The sequence below is a fragment of the Streptomyces sp. NPDC051662 genome (assembly GCF_040681655.1).
In the GTDB taxonomy this organism is placed as follows: domain Bacteria; phylum Actinomycetota; class Actinomycetes; order Streptomycetales; family Streptomycetaceae; genus Streptomyces.
Window position 1 is genome coordinate 110,113 of the sequence record NZ_JBFAZD010000025.1, and the last position, 20,646, is coordinate 130,758.

The following is a 20,646-nucleotide window of genomic DNA, read 5'->3' on the forward strand; positions in this document are numbered from 1 at the left end:
CTCGTTCGTCGTGGTGTTGGGTCTTTGCGTCGACGGCCGATGCACTGAAGCTAGCATCGGCGGCCGACACGGGCACCGTCATTAAGCGGCAGCCAAATGACCCACCGTCATCCCGGTTGTCTCACAATGCCCGGGCGAGTGCCGCGCCGATGACGGCGACGGCTTCGGCCTGGGACAGCATCCCGCCGTGAGTGGCGTCCACCTCATGGCTGGTGATGGCGCCCTTGACGTACGGCCGCCATGCCTCGGGCACCAGTCGGGCCCTGACCTCCTCGCTGTGGCTGATGCCGGGGGTGGGGCGAGTGGCGGTGAAGAACAGCAGATCACCACCGAAGACGCCCGGTTCGAAGGTGGCCATCAGGCGGTTGTTGTGGACGTAGGCGTTCATGCTCTTCAGCAGTCCCTGCTCGCCCAGGGCGGCCAGCCGGTTGTTCTCCTCGTCGAGATAGGCCGCATAGCGGGCCAGGACGGCTTCGCGGTCACTGGCCAGCTCCTCCATGTCGAACGCGAAGCCGGACGCCAGCAGGGGCGCGATGATCTCGTGGTCGGCCCAGTCGGGTGTCTCCGCCTCCAGGTCGGGCGGGAAGGTGTCCATGATGCCGAGCACGCTCACCTCTTCGCCCTGTTCCTCCAGTTGGACGGCGATCGTGTGGGCGACCAGGCCTCCGAACGACCAGCCGAGGACCGCGTACGGGCCGGCCGGCTGCACCGCGCGCATCCGCTCCACGTAGTCGGCGGCCATCTCCTCGACCGAGGCGGGCATCCCGTCCGGCTCGGTCAGTCCCCGTGACTGGAGCCCGTAGACGGGCTGGTCGGTGTCGAGATGTGTCAGGAGGCCGGCGAAGGACCAGCTCGTTCCGGAGCCGGGATGGACACAGAACAGCGCGGGGCGAGTGCCACGGGGACGCAGCGGCAGCAGCGGAGCGAGCGGGTCCCGTGAGGTGTCCGAGCCCAGTTCCCTGGCCAGCCCGGCCACCGTCGGCGCCTCGAAGACCGTGCGTACGGACATCTCCGCCCCGAGGTCCGAGTTCACCCGGTGCACGAGCCGCGTCGCCAGGAAGGAGTGGCCGCCGAGCCGGAAGAAGTCGTCGTGGATGCCGACGGCCGGCAATTCCAGCAACTCGGCGAAGAGGTCCGCGATGACCTTCTCCTCAGGTGTGCGGGGATGGGCGAGGGACGCCGAGGGGAGCCGCGGGGCGGGCAGCGCCCGGCGGTCCAGCTTCCCGTTGCGGGTCAGCGGGAAGGACCCCACGGTCACGAAGGCCGAGGGAACCATGTAGTCCGGCATGCTCCGTCGGATGTGCGCGGCGAGTGCCTCCTCGTCGATCGCCTCTCCTCCGGGCTCCCGTACGGACTCGTCCGGCACCACATAGGCGACCAGCCGCTTCTCGCCCGGACCCTCGTCACGGGCCAGTACGGCTGCCTTGGCCACGGCCGGGTGCCGGGTCAGCACCGCCTCCACCTCGCCGGGTTCGACGCGGAAGCCGCGGATCTTCACCTGCGAGTCGGCGCGGCCGAGGTAGCGGACATGGCCTTCCGGCGTCCAGCGGACCACGTCCCCGGTGCGATACATGCGCCGGCCCGGTGCGCCGAAGGGTTCGGCGACGAACCGCTCGGCCGTCATACCCGGCCGGTTGAGGTAGCCGCGGCCCAGGCCCGCTCCGGCGATGTACAGCTCGCCGGGGCGGCCGGGGGCGACCGGGCGGAGGGCCTCGTCGAGCACGTACAGACGGGCGTTGGTGATGGGACCGCCCATCGAAGGCGCGGCATGCCACTCCGCTACGTCCTCGGGCAGGGCCCACCCCGTCATCACATGGGTCTCGGCGGGGCCGTACTGGTTGTGCATGCGGCGGCCGGGCACACGGGTGTGGAAGGCCCGGATGGACTCGCCAGGGACCAGGGCCTCGCCGGCCTGCACGATGTCGCGGAGAGCCGGGAGGTCCGTGCCGCGTTCGCGGGCGGCGTCGCCGATGGCCTCCACCACGAGGTTGGGCACGAACAGTTCCTGAACCTGGTGGCGGTCGAGCCAGGCCACCAGGCGTTCGGAATCGCGCCGTACGTCCTCCGGGCACTGGACCAGGGTCTTGCCGTACACCAGCGCGGAGAGGATCTCCTGAACGGACACGTCGAAGCCGATGGGGGCGAACTGGGCGGTGATCCTGTTCCGCGGAAGCAGCGCGTCCTGCCAGTCGATCAGGTTCGCCGGGCCACCGGCCCGCATCACGACGGGCTTGGGGCGACCGGTCGAACCCGAGGTGTAGATGACGTACAGCGGATGATCGGGCAGCAGCGGCGGCCGTTCGGCATCGGTGACATCGGTGTCCGGGTAGGCCGCGAGCGCGTCGAGAACGGCCGGGTCGTCGAGCAGGAGAGTGCCGGTGCGCTCACCGGGCAGGCCGGCCGCGACGGGGGCGGTGGTGAACACCACGGCCGGTTCGGAGTCCGAGAGCATGTAGGCGACGCGCTCGGCCGGGAGGGCCGGGTCGACCGGCACATACGCGGCGCCGGCCTTCAGGATCGCCCATACGGCGACGATCTGGAGCGGGGAGCGGGGCAGGGCTACGGCCACATACGTCTCCGGCCCGACGCCGCGGTCGATCAGCAGCCGGGCGAGCCGGTTGGCGCGCGCGTTCAGCTCGGAGTAGGTCAGCCGTTCGGTCCGTCCGGGCGTGCCGTCGTCCGCCACTTCCTCGTACACCACGGCCGTCGTATCGGGGACGAGCGCGGCCCGCTCCTGGAAGCGCTCGGGCAGATTCCGCCACGGCGGCGTCCGCTCGGTGTCGTTCCATCCGGTGAGGACCTGTTCGCGCTCCTCTGCGGAGAGTACGTCGATGCGTCGCACCCGCGCGGCGGGGTTCTCCACGACCAGGTCGAGCAGCCTGAGAAGGCAGTCCACCAGGGACCGCGCCGTACCGTCGTCGAACAGGTCGCGGCTGTACTCCAGTGACGCCTGCATGCCGGCGGGCGTGCCGTCGGCGCCGCGCCGCTCCGCGAACGAGAACAGCAGGTCGAACTTGGCCGTGTTGACGGTGACCGGCTCGTTGGACACGGTCAGGCCGGGGAGCCGGCCCTGCACGCCCGCGGCGGCCCGCTGGTCGTTGTTGTTGAAGGACAGCTGGACCTGGTAGAGCGGGTGGCGGGACAGCGAACGCTCAGGATTGATCACCTCGACCAGACGTTCGAAGGGAACCTCCTGGTTGGCGTAGGCGGCCAGATCGGTGTCACGGACCCGGGCGATGAGTTCCTTGAAGGTGGGGTCGCCCGACACATCGGTGCGCAGGACCAGGGAGTTGACGAAGAAGCCGACGAGTTCCCCGACGGCGTCGTCGGTGCGCCCGGCGATGGGGGTGCCGATGGGGATGTCCGTCCCCGCGCCGAGCCGGGACAGCAGGGCGGCGAGCCCCGCCTGGACGGTCATGAACAGGGTGGAGCGGGTGTCGCGGGCGAGCCGCGTCAGTCCGGTGTGCGTCCGCTCGGGCACATCGAAGATCAGCATGCCGCCATCACCGCTGGAGACCAGCGGACGCTCGCGATCCGCGGGCAGCTCCAGTTCCTCGGGCAGTCCGGCGAGTCGCTCGGTCCAGTGGGCGAGTTGGCGGGACATGGCCGATTCCGGGTCGTCCTCGGAGCCCAGCATCTCCCGCTGCCACAGGGCGTAGTCGCCGTAGTTCACCGGCAGGGGCTGCCACTCCGGGCCGTGGCCGGCACCACGCGCCGCGTAGGCCACGGTCAGATCGCGCCGCAGCAGCGGCATGGACCAGCCGTCCGCGGCGATGTGGTGCATGAGCAGCAGCAGGACGTGTTCCGTCTCGGACAGCTGGAACAGCCATACCTTCAGGGGCGGTTCACCACTCAGGTCGAAGCGGTGCCGCACGGCCTCGTCGAGCAGACCGCGCAGCCGATCGTCGGTGGTCCGCACGGTCTCCATGGCGACGGGCGCGACAGGCAGTACCTTCTGGTACGGGCCGGTGGCGTCCTCGACGAACGCGGTGCGCAGGGGTTCGTGGCGTGCCACGACATCGGTGAGCGCGGCGCGCAGGGCCGAGTGGTCGAGCCGTCCGCTCAGCCGCAGCGGTACGGGGAGGTTGTAGGTGGGGGCCGCCCCTTCCACTCGGTGGAGGAACCACAGGCGCTGCTGCGCGTAGGACAGCGGAACGCGCGGCGGGCGCGGGGAGATGGCGGAGATGCCGGTGCGCCCGTCGTGCGTGCGGTCCAGGACCGCGGAGAGCGCGGCCACGGTCGGCGCGTCGAACAGCTCGCGGATGGCCAGTTCGGTCTTGAGCGTGGACCGGATACGGCTCACCAGGCGGGTCGCCAGGAGGGAGTTGCCGCCGATCTGGAAGAGGTCGTCGTCGATGGAGACCCGGGCGACACCGAGCACCTCGGCGAACAGGCCGCACAGGATGTCCTCGCGGGGGCTGCGGGGCCCCCGGCCGAGCGCGGCGGTGTCCCAGTCGGGCTCGGGGAGGGCCTTGCGGTTCACCTTGCCGTTGGGCAGGAGCGGCAGCGACGCCAGGGGCACGAAAGCCGTGGGCACCATATAACCCGGCAGGGTCTGCGCGGTGTGCGCGCGCAGCTCCTCCGTGTCCATGGCGTCCGTGTCCGCGCCGGCCGCGGGCACCACATAGGCCACCAGGCGCTTCTCGTCGGCCCCGTCGAGACGCGGGAGGACCACGGTCGCTCCGACCGAGGGGTGTCTGGCGATGGTGGCCTCCACCTCTCCGGGCTCGATCCGGAAGCCCCGTATCTTGACCTGGTGGTCGGCACGGCCGACGAACTCCAGGACGCCTCCGCCTCCCGCGGAGCGCCGCACCAGATCACCGGTGCGGTACATACGGGAACCCGCCGGCCCGAACGGGTCGGCGACGAACCGCTCCGCGGTCAGGGCCGAGCGGCCCGCGTATCCACGGGCCAGGCCCGCGCCCGCGACATGGAGCTCCCCCGGCACTCCGTCGGGCACGGGCAGCAGGTTCGCGTCCAGTACATACAGCCGGGTGTTGTCCATGGGCCCGCCGATGGGGACCACGGACCCGAGTGAGCCGGCGTCGGTGACCGCGTGGTGGGTGGCGTTCATGGTGATCTCGGTCGGGCCGTACAGATTCGTCACCGTGACGCCGGGGCAGTGTTCCAGCACCTTGCGGAACGCCTCGGCCGAGGCCGCGTCACCGCCCGTGGTGATCTCCCGCATGCCGGCGAAGACGCCGGGGCGCTCCTCCGCGAGGAGGTTGAACAGCGCGGTGGTCAGCAGCGCTCCGGTGACCCCGTGCCGGGTGACGACCCGTTCCACGGTGTCCACGTCCACCTCGCCGGGCGGGACGACGACCATGCTGTGGCCGGCCAGCAGCGGTATCCACAACTCGTACGTGGAGGCGTCGAAGGCGAGCGTGGCGTTCATCAGGACGCGTTCATGGGCGCCGGTGTGCCAGCGAGCGTCGAAGGCGAGTTCGGCGACGCCGCGCTGGGTCACCACCACGCCCTTGGGCCTGCCGGTGGAGCCGGAGGTGAACATGACGTACGCGGCCTGGTCCGCGGTCACGGGTACGCCGGGATCGGTGGCCGGCCACGGCCCGCCGTCCCGCGCGTCGACGACGACCGTGCGCAGCCCGAGTTCCTCGGCGCGCGGAGCCGTGGCCCGGTCGGTGACCACCACCCGCGCGCCGACATCCTCGACGGCCTGGCGCATCCGTTCGAGCGGGTAGGTGTGGTGCAGGGGAACGTAATGGCCGCCCGCCTTGAGGATGCCCACCACGGCGACCGGTACCTCGGGCGAGCGCTCCAGCAGTAACACGACCGGGGACTCGGGGCGTACGCCCGCGTCGATCAGGCGGTGCGCGAGCCGGTTCGCGCGCTCGTTCAGCTCGGCGTAGGTGACTCTCCCCCCGTCGTGGAGCACCGCCGGGGCGTCGGGCACCCGCTCGACCTGGTCCCGCAGGAGCTGGACGAGCGAGGTGCCGGGAGCGGCCCGATCGGCTCCGGCCGTGCCCACCGGAAGCGTGTGGCCGCCGTCCGGGTCGGACGCGGCGATGATCCGGGCGACAGGGCTCTCCGGAGCCGTCGCCACCGCCCCCATGGCCCGCACGACACAGTCCATGATCCGCATCGCCGCGGTCTCATCGTACAGGTCGGGACGGTGATCCAGGCGCAGCCAGATCCGCTCCCCCGGAGCACCGATCAGCGACAGCGGATAGTGGTTGGCGTCCTGGCTGTCGACGCGGGTCACCTTCAGGGCCGCGGCGGACGCGCCCCCGCCGCCCCCGCCGGGGTAGTTCTCGAACACGGTCAGGGTGTCGAAGAGCCCGCCGCGGCCATCGGCCCCGACGGCCTTGCTGATGTCGGCCAGTCCGATGTGCTGGTGCGACAACAGGCGGGTCTGTGCCTCCTGGAGGCGCCGTAGGAACGCGGCCATCGGTTCGGCCGACCGCAGCCGGGCCCGCATCGGCACCGTGTTGATGAACAGGCCGATCATGCTCTCTACGCCGTCGATCTCGGACGGCCGTCCCGAGACCGTGACCCCGGCCACCACGTCGTCGCGGCCGGTGAGCCGGGAGAGAACCAGCGCCCAGACGCCCTGTAGGACGGTGCCCATGGTCAGGCCCTGATCGCGGGCCCAGTCGGTGAGTGCCTCCGTCACCTGCCGGGTCAGTCGGACGTTGACCTGCCCGGGCACCATCGAGACCGTGCCCGCGCCGGGCGCCACCAGGGTCGGTCCCTCCAGGTCCGCCAGCGCCTCCCTCCAGGCGTTCTCGGCAGCGGCACGGTCCTGCCCCCGGAGCCAGGCGAGAAAGTCGCGGTACGGGCGGGCCGCCGGCAGCTTCGAGGCGTCGCCTCCGCTGGTGTAGAGGGCGAACAGTTCTCGCCACAGGACCGGCAGCGACCAGCCGTCGAGCAGTATGTGATGGAAGGTCAGCAGGAGCCGGTGGTGGATGTCGTCGAGCCGGACGAGCGTGAAGCGCAGCAGCGGCGGCTTGGCCGGATCGAGGCGGCGCGCCCGGTCCTCGGTGACGACGCGGTCGGCCTCCGCGGCACGGTCCTCCTCCCTCGACGAGGTGAGGTCCACGTCGTGCCAGGGCACCGCCGCCTCGCGGTGGATGACTTGCAGCGGACGGTTGACCCCCTCGTAGCGGAAGCTCGCACGCAGATTCGCGTGGCGGCGCAGCAGGCCGTCCGCCGCCGCCCTGAGTGCCACGCGGTCCAGTGGGCCTTCGAGGTCGACGACGAGTTGGACGGCGTACAGGTCCGGTGCCGTCTCGTCGTACACGCTGTGGAAGAAGATCCCTTCCTGCAGCGGTGAGAGCGGCAGGATCTCCTCCAGCCCCGACTGACTCATTCCGACATCCTCCAGTCGTCTTCCAGCAGATCGATTTCGCTCTGGCTCAGCTCCACCAGAGGCATGTCCGAGGGGGTGTAGCCGCCTGTGTCCGGCTTGCGGGCGTGGACCACCAGCGCCTCCAGCGCCCTGAACCACGCGTCGGCGAGGCGACGGACCTCGTCGGGGGAGAGCACGTGCTTCGCGTACAGCCAATGGGCCGTCAACTCGGGGCCGCGCGCGCCGTCCCGGGTGACCGCGGCGAGGTCGACGGCGTGGGGCAGCCGCATTCCGGGCGCCTGACCGCCGACGCCGCTGAGGTCGGCGAGTACCGACCAGTCGCTCGCGGCCTCGGAGGACTCCGACTCGGTGAACCGGCCCAGGTAGTTGAAGCCGATCTGGGCACCGGGCCGTTCGGCGAGCCGGGGCGCGGTGCGGGGGTTGAGATAGCGCAGAGCGCCGTAGCCGAGTCCGTTGTCCGGTACGCCCCGCAGTCGCTCCTTGATCCGCTTGAGCACCTGGCCCGCAGCGGGCCCGGCGGCCATCGCCTCGGCCTGGTCATAGGCGCCGGGGTCCAGGCGCACCGGGTACATGTTGGTGAACCACCCGACGGTCCTGGACAGTTCGGCGCCCGGCAGTGCCTGTTCCTCGCGGCCGTGGCCCTCCAGGTCCACGAGGACTCCCCCGCCGCCCCGCAGCTCCGTGACGGCCATCGCCAGCGCGGTGAGGAGTACTTCGTCGACACCGGTGCTGAACGTGTCCGGGACGGTGGTCAGTATGGCTTCGGTGAGGTCGGTGGGCAGGGTACGGGCCAGCGTCGCGGCTTGCCCGTTCACATCCCGTTCCGGGTCGAGCGGTCGCCGTCCGAGGAGTGGCTCGTCGTGCCCCAGCACCTCCTGCCAGTGGGCGAGTTCGGTCTCCCGTGCCGGATCCAGTGCCCAGTCGGCGAGCCGCCGGGCCCAGCCGCGCAGGGAGGTACCGACCGGCTGAAGCGCGGGGGGCGTCCCTCCGGCCACTGCCTGCCAGGCCTCCTCCAGGTCCGGCAGCAGGATGCGCCAGGACACGCCGTCGACGGCGATGTGGTGCACGCTCAAGTAGATCCGGCCGGGCCGGTCAGGACCCCGGTCGAACCAGACGGCTTGCACCAGACGGCCCGCTTCCAGGGACAGCCGCTCCCGTGCGACGTGCGCGTGTTCGGCCATCACCTTGAGGTACGCGTCCTCGTCCAGCCCTTCGCAGTCCACGCGCCGCACGGCGCGCTCGGCCGGGACGGTGCCGGGCGGGGTGACCTCCAGCCGCCATCCGTCGCCCGCGCCTCGCCCCTCGCGCGGACCGCCGGGATCGGTGACGAGCCGCAGCCGCAGGGCGTCGTGGTGGTCGAGCAGCGCCTGCACGGTGGCCACCAGCAGGTCCCGGTCACAGCCCTCAGGCGCCTGGAGCACCCGCCACTGGTGGAGTTCGTCGACGGGGCCGCCCAGCTCGGCGAACCAGTGCACGATCGGGGTCAGCGGAACAGGGCCGATCCCGGCGCCCTTCTCCTCCACGCTCGCGCCGTCGGTCTCGGTGGCGACACGGGCGAGCGCGGCGGCGGTCTTGTGCTCGAACACGTCCTTCGCCGAGATCACCAGGCCCCGCCTGCGGGCCCGGCTGGCCAGCTGGATGGACATGATGCTGTCGCCGCCCAGCGCGAAGAACTCCTGCTCCACACCGACCTCTTCGAGGCCGAGGACGTCGGCGAACAGCTCGCACAGCAGCCGCTCACGCTCGTCCCGTGGCTTTCCGGCCGGCAGGCCGGTGCCGAAGTCGGGTGCGGGCAGCGCCGCGCGGTCGACCTTGCCGTTGGGGGTGAGCGGGAACTCCTCCAGTCCGACCAGTGCCGCCGGGATCATGTAGTCGGGCAGGACGCGGGTGAGGTGATCGCGGATCTCGCCCGGGTCGACCGCTCCGGCGGCGCCCACGAGGTACGCCACCAGACGCCGGTCGCCCGAGCGGTCCTCGCGTACCGTCACCATCCCCTGCGCCACCGACGCGTGCTGTGCCAGTACGGCCTCGATCTCGCTGAGTTCCACCCGGAAGCCTCGGATCTTGACCTGCTCATCGGCGCGGCCGACGAACACCACCGAGCCGTCGCCGGTCCAGCGCACCAGGTCGCCGGTCCGGTACATGCGCGCGCCGGCGGAGCCGAACGGGTCGGCCACGAACCGCTCGGCGCTGAGGTCGGGCCGGTTCAGATAGCCCCGGGCCACTCCCTCCCCCGCGAGATACGCCTCGCCCGTCACACCCGGCGGCACCGGGTTGAGCACACCGTCAAGGACGTAGAGGCGGTTGTTGGGGATGGGGCCGCCGGCGTCCGGCACGGTGTCGCCGCGCAGCGGATCGCTCATGGTCGTCAGTACGGTCGACTCGGTGGCGCCGTAGACGTTGATGACCCGGACCCCCGCCCGCGACCAGCGCCCGGCCAGCTCGGCGGAGAAGGACTCGCCGCCCATCAGCACGCCCCGCAGTGTGCGTGCCCGCTCGGGGTCGAGGGTGGCCAGCAGGGTCGGCGGCAGCGCCGTGTGGGTCACCCGCTCGCGGGTGACCAGCTCGGCGAGTTCGTCTCCCCCGACGAGACCGGACACCGGTCCGAGCACCATCGTGGCGCCGGTGACCAAGGTCATCACGAAGTCGCCGATGGCGGCGTCGAAGTTGGGCGAGACCAGTTGCAGCACGCGGCTGTGGTCGTCCAGGGACAGCTTGTCGGCGTGGGCGACCGCGAGCGACGCCAGGCCCGTATGGGGCACGACGACGCACTTCGGGCGACCGGTGGAGCCGGAGGTGTAGATCGCGTACGCCGCGCCGTCGAGCCGTAGCGGCGCCACGCGGTCCCGGTCCGTCGGGTTGTGGGCGGGACGGGCGGCGACGGCGGCACGGGTCGCCGACTCGTCGAGCAGAAGCCGCGGGGTGTCGCCGGCGGGCAGAATGCCGGCCGTCCCCGATTCGGTCACGAGCAGCGTCGGACGGGCCTGGCCCAGCATGAACGCGATCCGGTCGGCCGGGTAGTTGGGGTCGATGGGCAGATAGCCGGCCCCGGCCTTGAGCAGGGCGACCAGCGCCACGACGAGCTCGTCGGTGCGGGGCAGCGCCACGGCCACGAACTGCTCGGGCCCCACGCCCAGGCCGATCAGATGGTGGGCGAGCCGGTTCGCCCGCGCGTTGAGTTCCTCGTAGGACACGGCCACGCCGTCGTACTCCACGGCGGTGCCGTGCGGGGTACGTCCGGTCTGCGCCTCGAACAGCCGGGGCCAGGTCCGGCGTGGCACGTCCAGTGCGGTGTCGTTCCACGCGCCGAGGACGAGGTCGCGTTCGGCCGGTTCCAGGACGTCGATCCGGTCAACCGACAGGCCCGGGTCGGCCGCCACGGCGTCCAGCAGCCGCAGATAGCGGTCGGCGATGGCCCGTACGGTGCCCTCGTCGAAGAGATCGGCGCTGTACTCCACGGAGCAGTACATGCCGCCGGCAGCGCCGTCCCCGGTGGGGATCTCACCGAAGCCGAAGAGCAAATCGAAGGCGGCGGTGCCGGTCCCGACCGGATGGCTTGAGACCCGGAGACCGTGGCGGCCCGCCCCCCGTTCGGGCGCCGCACGGTCGGTGTTGTTGAGCGAGAGCACCACCTGGAAGAGCGGGTGCCGGGCCAGGGTGCGTTGGGGGCTGAGGGCGTCCACCAGCCGTTCGAACGGCACGTCCTGATGGGCGTAGGCGCTCAGTACGGTCTCCCGGACGCGGCCGAGCAACTCGGCGAAGGTGGGGTTCCCCGAGACGTCCGTGCGCAGCACCAGGGTGTTGACGAAGAAGCCTACGAGGTCATCGAGCGCGTCGTCGGTACGCCCGGCGATCGGGGAGCCGACCGGAATGTCGCTGCCGCCGTCCATGCGGTACAGCAGGGTGGCCAAGGCCGCCTGCAGCACGATGAAGACACTGGCGTCATGAGCCCGCGCCAGGTCCCGCAGCCGGGCGTGCAGCGCGGCCGGGACGTCGATCTCGAAGCGGTCTCCCCGATACGAGGGGGACGCCGGCCGGGGGCGGTCGGTGGGCAGCGTCAGCTCTTCCGGCAGCCCGCGCAGTGTGCGGGTCCAGTGGGCGAGCTGGGACCCGATCTCGCTGTCCGGGTCGTCCTCGGAGCCGAGCAGCTCGCTCTGCCAGCGCGTGTAGTCGGTGTAGGTGACCGGGAGACCGGGCCAGTCGGGCTCGTCGCCCTCCAGCCGCGACATATAGGCGCGCGTCAGGTCACGGGCCAGCAGCGGTATCGACCAGCCGTCCGCGGCGATGTGATGCATCAGCAGCAGCAGTACGTGATCATCCTCCGCCAGTGCGAACAGCCTTGCTCGCAGCGGCAGTTCGGTGCTCAGGTCGAACGGGTGCCGGGCCTCCCGCGCCAGCCTGTCGTCCAGTTCCTCCTCGGTGACGGGCAGCACGAGCAGGCCCGTGTCCGCCCGCTGAGCGGAGAGCACCCGCTGGAAGGGTCCTTGTTCGTCCTCCCCGAAGGCGGTGCGCAGCGGCTCGTGCCTGGCCACGACGTCATGGAGCGCGGCGGACAGCGCCTCGCGGTCCAGCGGTCCGGAGAGCCGCAGGGACAGTGGCATGTTGTAGCCCGCGCTCGGCCCTTCGAAGCGGTTGAGGAACCACAGCCGTCGCTGTCCGTACGACAGGGGCGTGCGATCCGGCCGGGGCCCGGCCGTGACACGGAGCCGGGTGGTGGTGCCGGAGTCGAGGGCGGCGGCGAGCCCGGCGACCGTCGGGCGGTCGAAGAGAGTTCGGATGCCGACCTCGCCGCGCAGGACGGTCCGGATGCGGCTGACGAGCCGTGTGGCCAGCAGCGAGTGCCCGCCGAGTTCGAAGAAGGAGTCGTCGACGGAGACGCGTTCCACGCCGAGCACTTCGGCGAAGAGCCCGCACAGGATCTCCTCCCGTGGTGAGCGCGGGCCCCGCCCGGCGCCCGCCACGGTGTAATCGGGCACCGGGAGCGCCTTGCGGTCGAGCTTGCCGTTGGGGGTCAGCGGCAGGGCCTCGACAACCACGAACGCCGAGGGGACCAGCTGGCCCGGGAGCGTCCGGGCCAGGTCCGCGCGCAGCTCCGCGGGGACCGGCGAGGCGTCCTCGGCCGGGACCACGTAGGCGACCAGCCGCTGATCGCCGGGGCGATCCTCCCGTACCACCACCTCGGCCGTCATGACACCGGGCAGGGCCGCGACGGCGGCTCGGATCTCGCCCGGCTCGACGCGCACACCGCGTACCTTGACCTGGTCATCGGTCCGGCCCAGGAACTCCAGGTTCCCGTCGCGGCGCCAGCGCACCAGGTCGCCGGTCCGGTACATCCGCTCGCCCGACGCTCCGAAGGGGCAGGCCACGAACCGCTCCGCGGTCAGCGCGGCGCGCCGCACATAGCCGCGGGCCAGACCCGCGCCGGCGATGTACAGCTCGCCGCCGACGCCCGGAGGCACGGGGTTCAGCCCCTGGTCGAGGACGTACACCCGGGTGCCCGCCACCGGCCGGCCGATGTGCGGGGCCTCGCCCTCGGCGAGCGGGCGGCTCATGGTCGCGGTGACCGTGGCCTCCGTCGGGCCGTACGCGTCGATGACCCTGCGCCCACCGCGCGTCCAGCGCCGGGCGAGTTCGGGTCCGAACGCCTCACCGCCGGTCATGACGGTCCGCAGGGTCGTGGCGCGGTGCTCGGGCACGGTGGCCAGCAGCGGCGGTGGCAGCAGGATGTGCGTGGCCGCCCGCTCGGTCAGCAGGTCCGCGAGCTCGTCACCGGAGAGTCTTCCGTCGGCCGGTCCGAGCACCAGCGTCGCCCCGGAGACCAGTGCCTGGGTGACATCGGCCACGGCGGCGTCGAAGCTGAGCGACAGCATTTGCAGCACCCGGCTCGATGTGTCCATCGCCAGGTTCTCGATATGGCTGGTGAGCAGCGAGTTGAGCCCGTGGTGGGAGACGGCCACGCCCTTGGGCCGGCCGGTGGAACCCGAGGTGTAGATGACATACGCGGTGTTCTCCGGGCGTGCCACGGCCACCGGTTCGCCCTCCCCCTGATCGGTGTCCGCCAGGGCGTCGACCCGCGTACGTACCGCCGGCGCGTCGAGGTCGAGGAGCCGCCCGGCGCCGGCCGGGCCGAGCGCCTGGGTCGCCACGTCCCGGGTGGCGGAATCGGCGAGCACCAGAACGGGTTCGCAGTCGCCGATCATGTAGGCGATCCGGTCGGCCGGGTAGTCGGGGGCGACCGGCACCCACGCGGCCCCGGCCTTGACGACGGCCAGCATCGCCACCACCCACGCCTCGTCACGAGGCAGCACCAGCGCCACCAGGCTCTCGGGACCGGCCCCTTCGGCCATCAGGAGGCGGGCCAGCCGGTTCGCCCGGGCGTTCAGTTCCGCGTACGAGAGTCGCTGTCCCCCGCTCTCCACGGCGATGTGCCCGGGTGTGCGGGTCACCCGCTCCTCGAACATGTCCCGCAGGGTGCGCGGCGGCAGTGCGGGTCCCGTCGTACTCCACCGCTCCAGGACACGGTGCAGTTCGTCGGCGTCCAGTACCTCGGCCGCGCCGATACGGCGGCCCGGTGCGGCGGACACCGAGTCGAGCAGCCGCACATAGCGCTCGGCCAGCTCCGCGGCGGTCCGCCGGTCGAACAGGTCGGTGCTGAACTCCAGGACCCCGCGCACTCCGTCCCGGTGCGCCCCCGGCCGCTCGTGCAGGGCGAAGGCCAGGTCGACCTTGGCCGTGGCCGTGCTCACCTCGTACGGTTCGATGGTGGTGCCCGGAAGTGCCATCGCCTCCGAGACACCGGCCCCCGCGGTGTTGTTGAGCGCCAGCGCGACCTGGAAGAGCGGGTGGCGGGCGAGGGAACGCTCGGGTGCCATGGCCTCCACCAGGCGTTCGAAGGGGATGTCCTGGTGGGCGTAGGCGGCCAGGTCGGTCTCCCGCACCCGCTCGATCAGCTCGGTGAAGGTGGGGTCGCCGGAGGTGTCGGTGCGCAGGACAAGGGTGTTGACGAAGACACCGACCACCTCGTCCACGTTGTCGTCGGCCCGGCCCGCGACAGGGGCGCCCACGGGGATGTCCGTCCCCGCCCCGAGCCGGGTCAGCAGGGCGGCGAGCCCGGCCTGCAGCACCATGAAGAGGCTGGCGCGGCTCTGCCCGGCCAGGTCTCGCAGCCGCGCGTACAGCTCGGCGGGTATCTCGAAGCCGACGAGATCGCCATGGTGAGTGGTGGTCGCGGGGCGCGGGCGATCGGTGGGCAGCGCCAGCTCCTGCGGGATGCCGCTCAGCGTCTCGCGCCAGTGGCCGAGCTGGCGAGCCTGCTCGCTGCCGGGGTCGCTCTCGTCGCCGAGGACCGCGCGCTGCCACAGGGCGTAGTCCGCGTACTGCACGGGCAGCGGCGGGCGGCCGGGCCGCTCTCCCGCGCACCGAGCCGCGTAGGCGGCGCCGAGGTCACGGCCGATGACCGGCATCGACCAGCCGTCCCCGGCGATGTGGTGCATCAGCAGCAGGAGAACGTGATGGTCCTCCGCCAGGGTGAACAGGTAGCAGCGCACCGGGAGTTCGGCGCGGATGTCGAAGGGCCGCCGCACGGCCTCGGCGACGTGTCGATCCAGCTCCTCCTCGGTGGTGGTCAGCACGTGCAGCTCCGGTGCCACGGAGGGATCCCGTACCACCTGGTACGGGCCCTCGGCGTCCTCGGCGTACACGGTGCGCAGCGCCTCGTGCAGGCCCACCGTGTCGGCGAGCGCCCGCCGGAGCGCACCGATGTCGACAGAGCCCGAGATCCGCACCCCGGCGGGGATGGTGTAGGTGGGGCTCGGGCCGTGGAGGCGTTCGAGGAACCACAACCGCTGCTGAGCGAACGACAGCGGCAGGCGCGCGGGGCGCGGTGTGACGGCGGTGATCGCGGTACGGCCCCGGGCCGCGCCGTCGAGGGCCGCGTTCAGGGCCGCGACCGTGGGTGACTCGAAGACCTGCCGTACCGAGATCTCCGTCGACAGGGTCGCACGGACGCGGTTGACCAGCCGGGTCACGAGCAGGGAGTGGCCGCCCAAGGCGAAGAAGTCGTCATCGATGGAGACGCCGGACACCCCGAGCACCTCGGCGAACAGGCCGCACAGGAGCTCCTCGCGCGGGGAGCGCGGGGAGCGCCCGCCGTTGTCGGGCCCGTAGAGCGGCGCGGGCAGCGCACGGCGGTCCAGCTTGCCGTTGAGCGTCAGGGGCAGTCCGGCGAGGACGACGACCGCGGACGGCACCATGTAGTCGGGCAGCGTGCCCGTCGTGAAGGTGCGCAGGGCCCTGGGGTCCGGGACCGCTCCGTCCTCGGGTACGACGTAGGCGACGAGCCGCTTGTCCCCCGGGGTGTCCTCGCGCACGATCACGGCGGCGGCGGCCACGTCCGGGAGGCGCCGCAGGCACGCCTCCACTTCGCCCAGCTCGATGCGGAAGCCGCGGATCTTCACCTGGTCGTCGGCCCGGCCCAGGTACTCCAGCTCCCCGTCGCGGTTCCACCGCGCCAGATCACCGGTGCGGTACATCCGCTCCCCGGGCGTGCCGAAGGGGCAGGCCACGAACCGCTCCGCGGTCAACGCCGGGCGGTCGCCATAGCCGCGGGCCAGGCCGGCGCCGGCGATGTGCAGTTCACCCGCGGAGCCGACCGGGACCGGGCGCAGGCCGCTGTCGAGGACGTAGGCGCGGGTGTTGGCGACCGGGCGCCCGATGGGTGCCGCCTCGGGCCACTCGCCCGGGTTCTCCGCCATCGTGCGGGCGGTCACCACGTGGGTCTCGGTCGGGCCGTAGTGGTTGTGCAGCCGGTGGCCCGGCCTGTGGGCGTGGAAGTGCTGGATGGCGCCGCGCGGTGTGAGCGCCTCGCCGGCCTGGGCGATGTGGCGCAGTGCGGACAGTTCCAGCCCCTGCTCGTCGGCTGCCCTGCAGACGGCGTCCACCACCAGGTTGGGCGCGTACAGCTCCGTCACCCGGTGCCGGTCGAGCCAGCCGGCCAGCGCGTCGGGGTCGCGGCGTACGTCCTCCGGGCACAGGGCGAGAGTCCCGCCGTACAGCAGCGTGGAGAGGATCTCCTGCGCGGACACGTCGAAGCTGATCGCGGTGAACTGCGCGGTGACGGTGCCGCTGCCGCCGGGCAGGACGGTGTCATGCCAGTTCAACAGGTTCACCAGGGCTTGGGACGGCATGACGACGGCCTTGGGGCGGCCGGTCGAGCCCGAGGTGTACATGATGTACGCCGGGTGGCCCGGCAGCAGCGGTGCGGAACGTTCGGCGTCGGTGACGTCGTCGTCCGCCGGCCGCGGGGATCGGCCGAAGTCATCGGCCAGTTCCGGCTCGTCCCCCCTGAGCACCAGGGCCGGGCGACTGTCGGCCAGCATGAACTCGGTGCGTTCGGAGGGCTGTTCGGGGGCGATGGGCAGCCATGCCGCGCCGGCCTTGAGGATCGCGAGCAGCGCGACGATCCACCGTTCGGAGCGGGGCATCCGGAGGGCGACGCACCGTTCGGGGCCCGCCCCACGGCTGATCAGATGGCGCGCCAGCCGGTTTGCCCGGGTGTTGAGTTCCCGGTACGTCAGCGTGGCGTCCGTTCCCACGACGGCGGGTGCGTCGGGTGCGAGGGCCGCCTGCCGCTCGAAGAGGCCGGGCAGGGTGACGGCGGGCACCTCGCGGGCGGTGTCGTTCCAGCTTTCGAGCACCAGTCGGCGTTCGTCGGACCCGAGTACGTCGATGGCGTGCACCGACTGGTCCTGTCCGGCTGCCACGGTCCTCATCAGACGCGTGAGGCGGCCGGTCATCTCGTCGGCGGTGGCACGGTCGAACAGGTCGGTGCTGAACTCCAGCGCCGCTTCCATTCCGGCGGGGACGCCGTCCTGGTCACGCCGCTCGGTGAAGGACAGCAGCAGGTCGAACCGGGCCACACCGGTGTCCACCCGCTGGGCGTCGGCGGTGACGCCTGGCAGCGGGCGCACGCCACCGTCCCGTTCGGCGTGGTTGAGCACCAGCAGGACCTGGAACAGTGGCTGACGCGACGGGGAGCGCTCCGGGTTGAGCTCCTCGACCAGCCGCTCGAAGGGCACGTCCTGGTGGGCGTACGCGGCGAGGTCGGTCTCACGAATCCGCGCCAGCAGTTCGGCGAACGTGGGGTCGCCCGACAGGTCGGTCCGCAGGACGAGCGTGTTGACGAAGCAGCCGACCAGGTCCTCGACGGCCTCGTCGTCGCGGCCCGCGACGGGGCTGCCCAGCGGGATGTCGGTGCCCGCGCCGAGGCGGGAGAGCAGCGTGGCGACGGAGGCCTGAAGGACCATGAAGAGGCTGCAGTGGTTCTCGCGGGCCAGCCGCGCCAACTCGGCGTGGAGGGCGGCGGGGATCCGGAAGTCGATCCTGTCGCCGCGGTGCGTGGGGGTGGCGGGCCGAGGCCGGTCCGTGGGGAGGGTGATCTCCTCGGGGAGGCCGTCCAGGGCGGTCCGCCAGTGATCGAGCTGTCTGCCGATGGACGTGTCGGCGCTGTCGGCGGCGCCGAGGACCCGCCGCTGCCACAGCGCGTAGTCGGCATACCCGACGGGCAGGGGCCGCCAGTCGGGCCGCCGGCCGGCGCAGCGGGCGGTATAGGCGAGATTGAGGTCCCGGGAGAGCACGGGGAGGGACCAGCCGTCCGCCGCGATGTGGTGCACCAGCACCAGGAGCACCCGCTCGCGCTCCGCCGGGTCGTCCCGCTCGGGGAGCTGGAACAGCCATGCGCGGACGGGGGGTTCGGCGGACAGATCGAACCCGTGGCGCGCGGCCGCGGCGAGCCGCTCGGCCAGTTCCCCGGGAAGGACGGCCACGGTCTCGGGTTCGAGGGACACGGCGTCCCGCACGATCTGGTACGGGCCGTGCTCGTCCTCGGCGAAGACCGTGCGCAGCGGCTCGTGCCGGTCGACGAGGTCGGCCAGCGCCGCCCGGAGCGCCTGCTCGTCCAGCCGGCCGGTGAGGCGCAGCGCGAGCGGCATGTTGTAGGTCGCGGAGGGCCCTTCGTAGCGGTTGAGGAACCACAGGCGCTCCTGTGCGTACGACAGGGGCAGCCTGTCGGGCCGGGACCCGGCCGTCACCGCCTGCCGGGCACGGTCCGCGGCGTCCAGCCGGGGGGCGAGCCGGGCGACGGTGGGTGCCTCGAACAGTGCGCGCAACGGCAGTTCGGCTCCGAGGGTGGCCCGGACGCGGCTGACGAGGCGGGTGGCGAGCAGGGAGTGACCGCCGAGGGCGAAGAAGTCGTCGTCGATCGTGACATCCGGCACGCCCAGCACCTCGGCGATGAGCGTGCAGAGGATTTCCTCGCGCGGGGAGCGCGGGGCCCTTCCGTCGCTGTCCGTATCCCCGTGAGCGGGCGCGGGCAGTGCCTTGCGGTCGAGCTTGCCGTTCGGTGTGAGCGGCAGTGCCTCCAGCGTCACGAACACCGAGGGGACCATGTAGTCGGGAAGGGTGGTGGCGGCGTGCTCGCGGAGCCGGGCGGGCTGAGGGACCCGTCCGTCCGCCGGTACGACATAGGCCACCAGGCGCCTGTCGCCGGGGTGGTCCTCGCGGACCGCGGCGGCGGCCGTCCGGACGTCCGGGTGGCCGCCGAGCACGGTCTCGATCTCGCCCAGCTCGATCCGGAAGCCGCGCAGTTTGACCTGGTCGTCGGCGCGTGCGACGAAGCGGAGCCGCCCCTCGGCGGTCCAGCACGCCAGGTCGCCGGTTCGGTACATCCGGGCCCCCGCGTGGCCGTGCAGGTCGCCGTAGGGGTCGGCGACGAACCGTTCCGCCGTGAGGGCGTGCCTGGCGAGGTAACCGCGGACGACGCCCGCCCCGGCGATGTACAGTTCGCCCGCGACATGGGGGGGCACCGGCCGCAGGGCACGGTCGAGGACATAGGTACGGGTGTTGGCGATCGGGGTGCCGATGTCCGGGGAGAGTTCGCCGCGCTCGTCGACGGCGGCCGCGGTGGACCAGACGGTGGTCTCGGTCGGTCCGTACAGGTTGACCACGGAGGCGGCGTGCCGGCGCAGTGTGCGGGCCAGGTCCGCCGGCAGCGGCTCACCACCGGTCAGTACGCGTACGCCCCGCAGGTCGGCGGCGCCGTCGTCGCCGATGAGCGCGTGCCACATGCTGGGGGTGGCCTGCATGACGCTGACGTTCCGGCGGGTGAGGAGCGCGCGCAGGGCCATCGGGTCACGGACAGTGTCGCCGTCGGCCAGCACGAGGGTGGCGCCGTTCAGCAGCGGGCCGAGGATCTCCAGAGCCGCGATGTCGAATCCGGCGGTGGTCACCGCGAGCAGCCGGTCGTCCGGGGTCAGACCGACCCGCCGGCCCATGTCCTGGAGGAAGTTGACCAGGCCACCGCGTGGCACGACGACGCCCTTGGGCCGGCCCGTCGAACCGGAGGTGTAGATGACGTACGCCGGGTGGGCGGGGTGCGCGGGTGCTGTGCGGTCGGCGTCCGTCGGGTTGTGGTCGGCCCGCTCACCGACCGCCGCCCGGGTGGCCGCCGCGTCCAGCCGTAAGATCCGGTCCGAGTACGGCCGCGGGAGCGCGTCGGCCGCGCCGGCCTCGGTCAGCAGCAGAGCGGGGGATGTCTCTCCGAGCATCAGCGCGATCCGGTCGGACGGGAAGCCGAGATCGACCGGGAGGTAGGCCGCGCCGGTCTTGAGTACGGCGAGCATGGCCACGACCAGCCGCTCGGTGCGAGGCAGGGCGAGGGCCACGTACCGTTCGGGGCCGCAGCCCCGGTCGATGAGATGGTGGGCCAGCCGGTTGGCGGCGGAGTTGAGCTCGCGATAGGTGAGGGTCCGGCCCTGGTGCTCGACCGCGACCGCGTCGGGAGTCCGCGCGGCCTGCTGTTCGAACAGCTCGGCCGGCGAGGCGGCGGGGAGAGCCGTCGCGGTGTCGTTCCAGCCGGACAGGGCCTGTCGGCGTTCGGCCGGATCCAGCAGATCGAAGTCCCCGACCGCGGTACCGGGGGCTTCCGTCGCCGCCGCCAGCAGTCGCAGCAGGCGGTCGGCCAAGGACCGCGCGGTGGCCGGGTCGTACAGGTCGGTGGCGAACTCCAGGGAGCAGCCGATGCCCTGGGGGCTCGCGTCTTCGGTGCCGCGCCGTTCCTGGATGGTGAAGTACAGGTCGAACTGGGCGGTGCTGGTACCGACCTGGACCGGTCGCGCGGTCAGTCCGGGCAGCCCGCTCTCGTCCCGGGTCCCGCCGTCGGCGGAGGCCAGCATGGTCTGGAAGAGGGGGTGGCGGGCGAGGGACCGTTCGGGGTTGAGCTCCTCGACCAGCCGCTCGAAGGGCAGGTCCTGATGCGCGTACGC

General features: G+C 72.2%; 2 protein-coding genes. Both read right to left on the minus strand.

Features of this window, described 5'->3' with window-relative positions:
- Positions 1 to 121 precede the first annotated feature (121 nt).
- Entirely contained in the window at positions 122 to 7,327 is a 7,206-nt protein-coding gene (locus AB0M67_RS32235; RefSeq protein ID WP_365751094.1) for an amino acid adenylation domain-containing protein, read from the minus strand.
- Positions 7,324 to 20,646: amino acid adenylation domain-containing protein (locus AB0M67_RS32240; protein WP_365751096.1), on the minus strand; the 13,323-nt coding region annotated here is incomplete at its 5' end. The genes AB0M67_RS32240 and AB0M67_RS32235, both read right to left, overlap by 4 nt.

Coding starts and splice junctions, on each gene's coding strand:
- AB0M67_RS32235 (WP_365751094.1), bottom strand. CDS start 7,327: ATGAGTCAGTCGGGGCTGGAGGAGATCCTGCCGCTCTCACCGCTGCAG.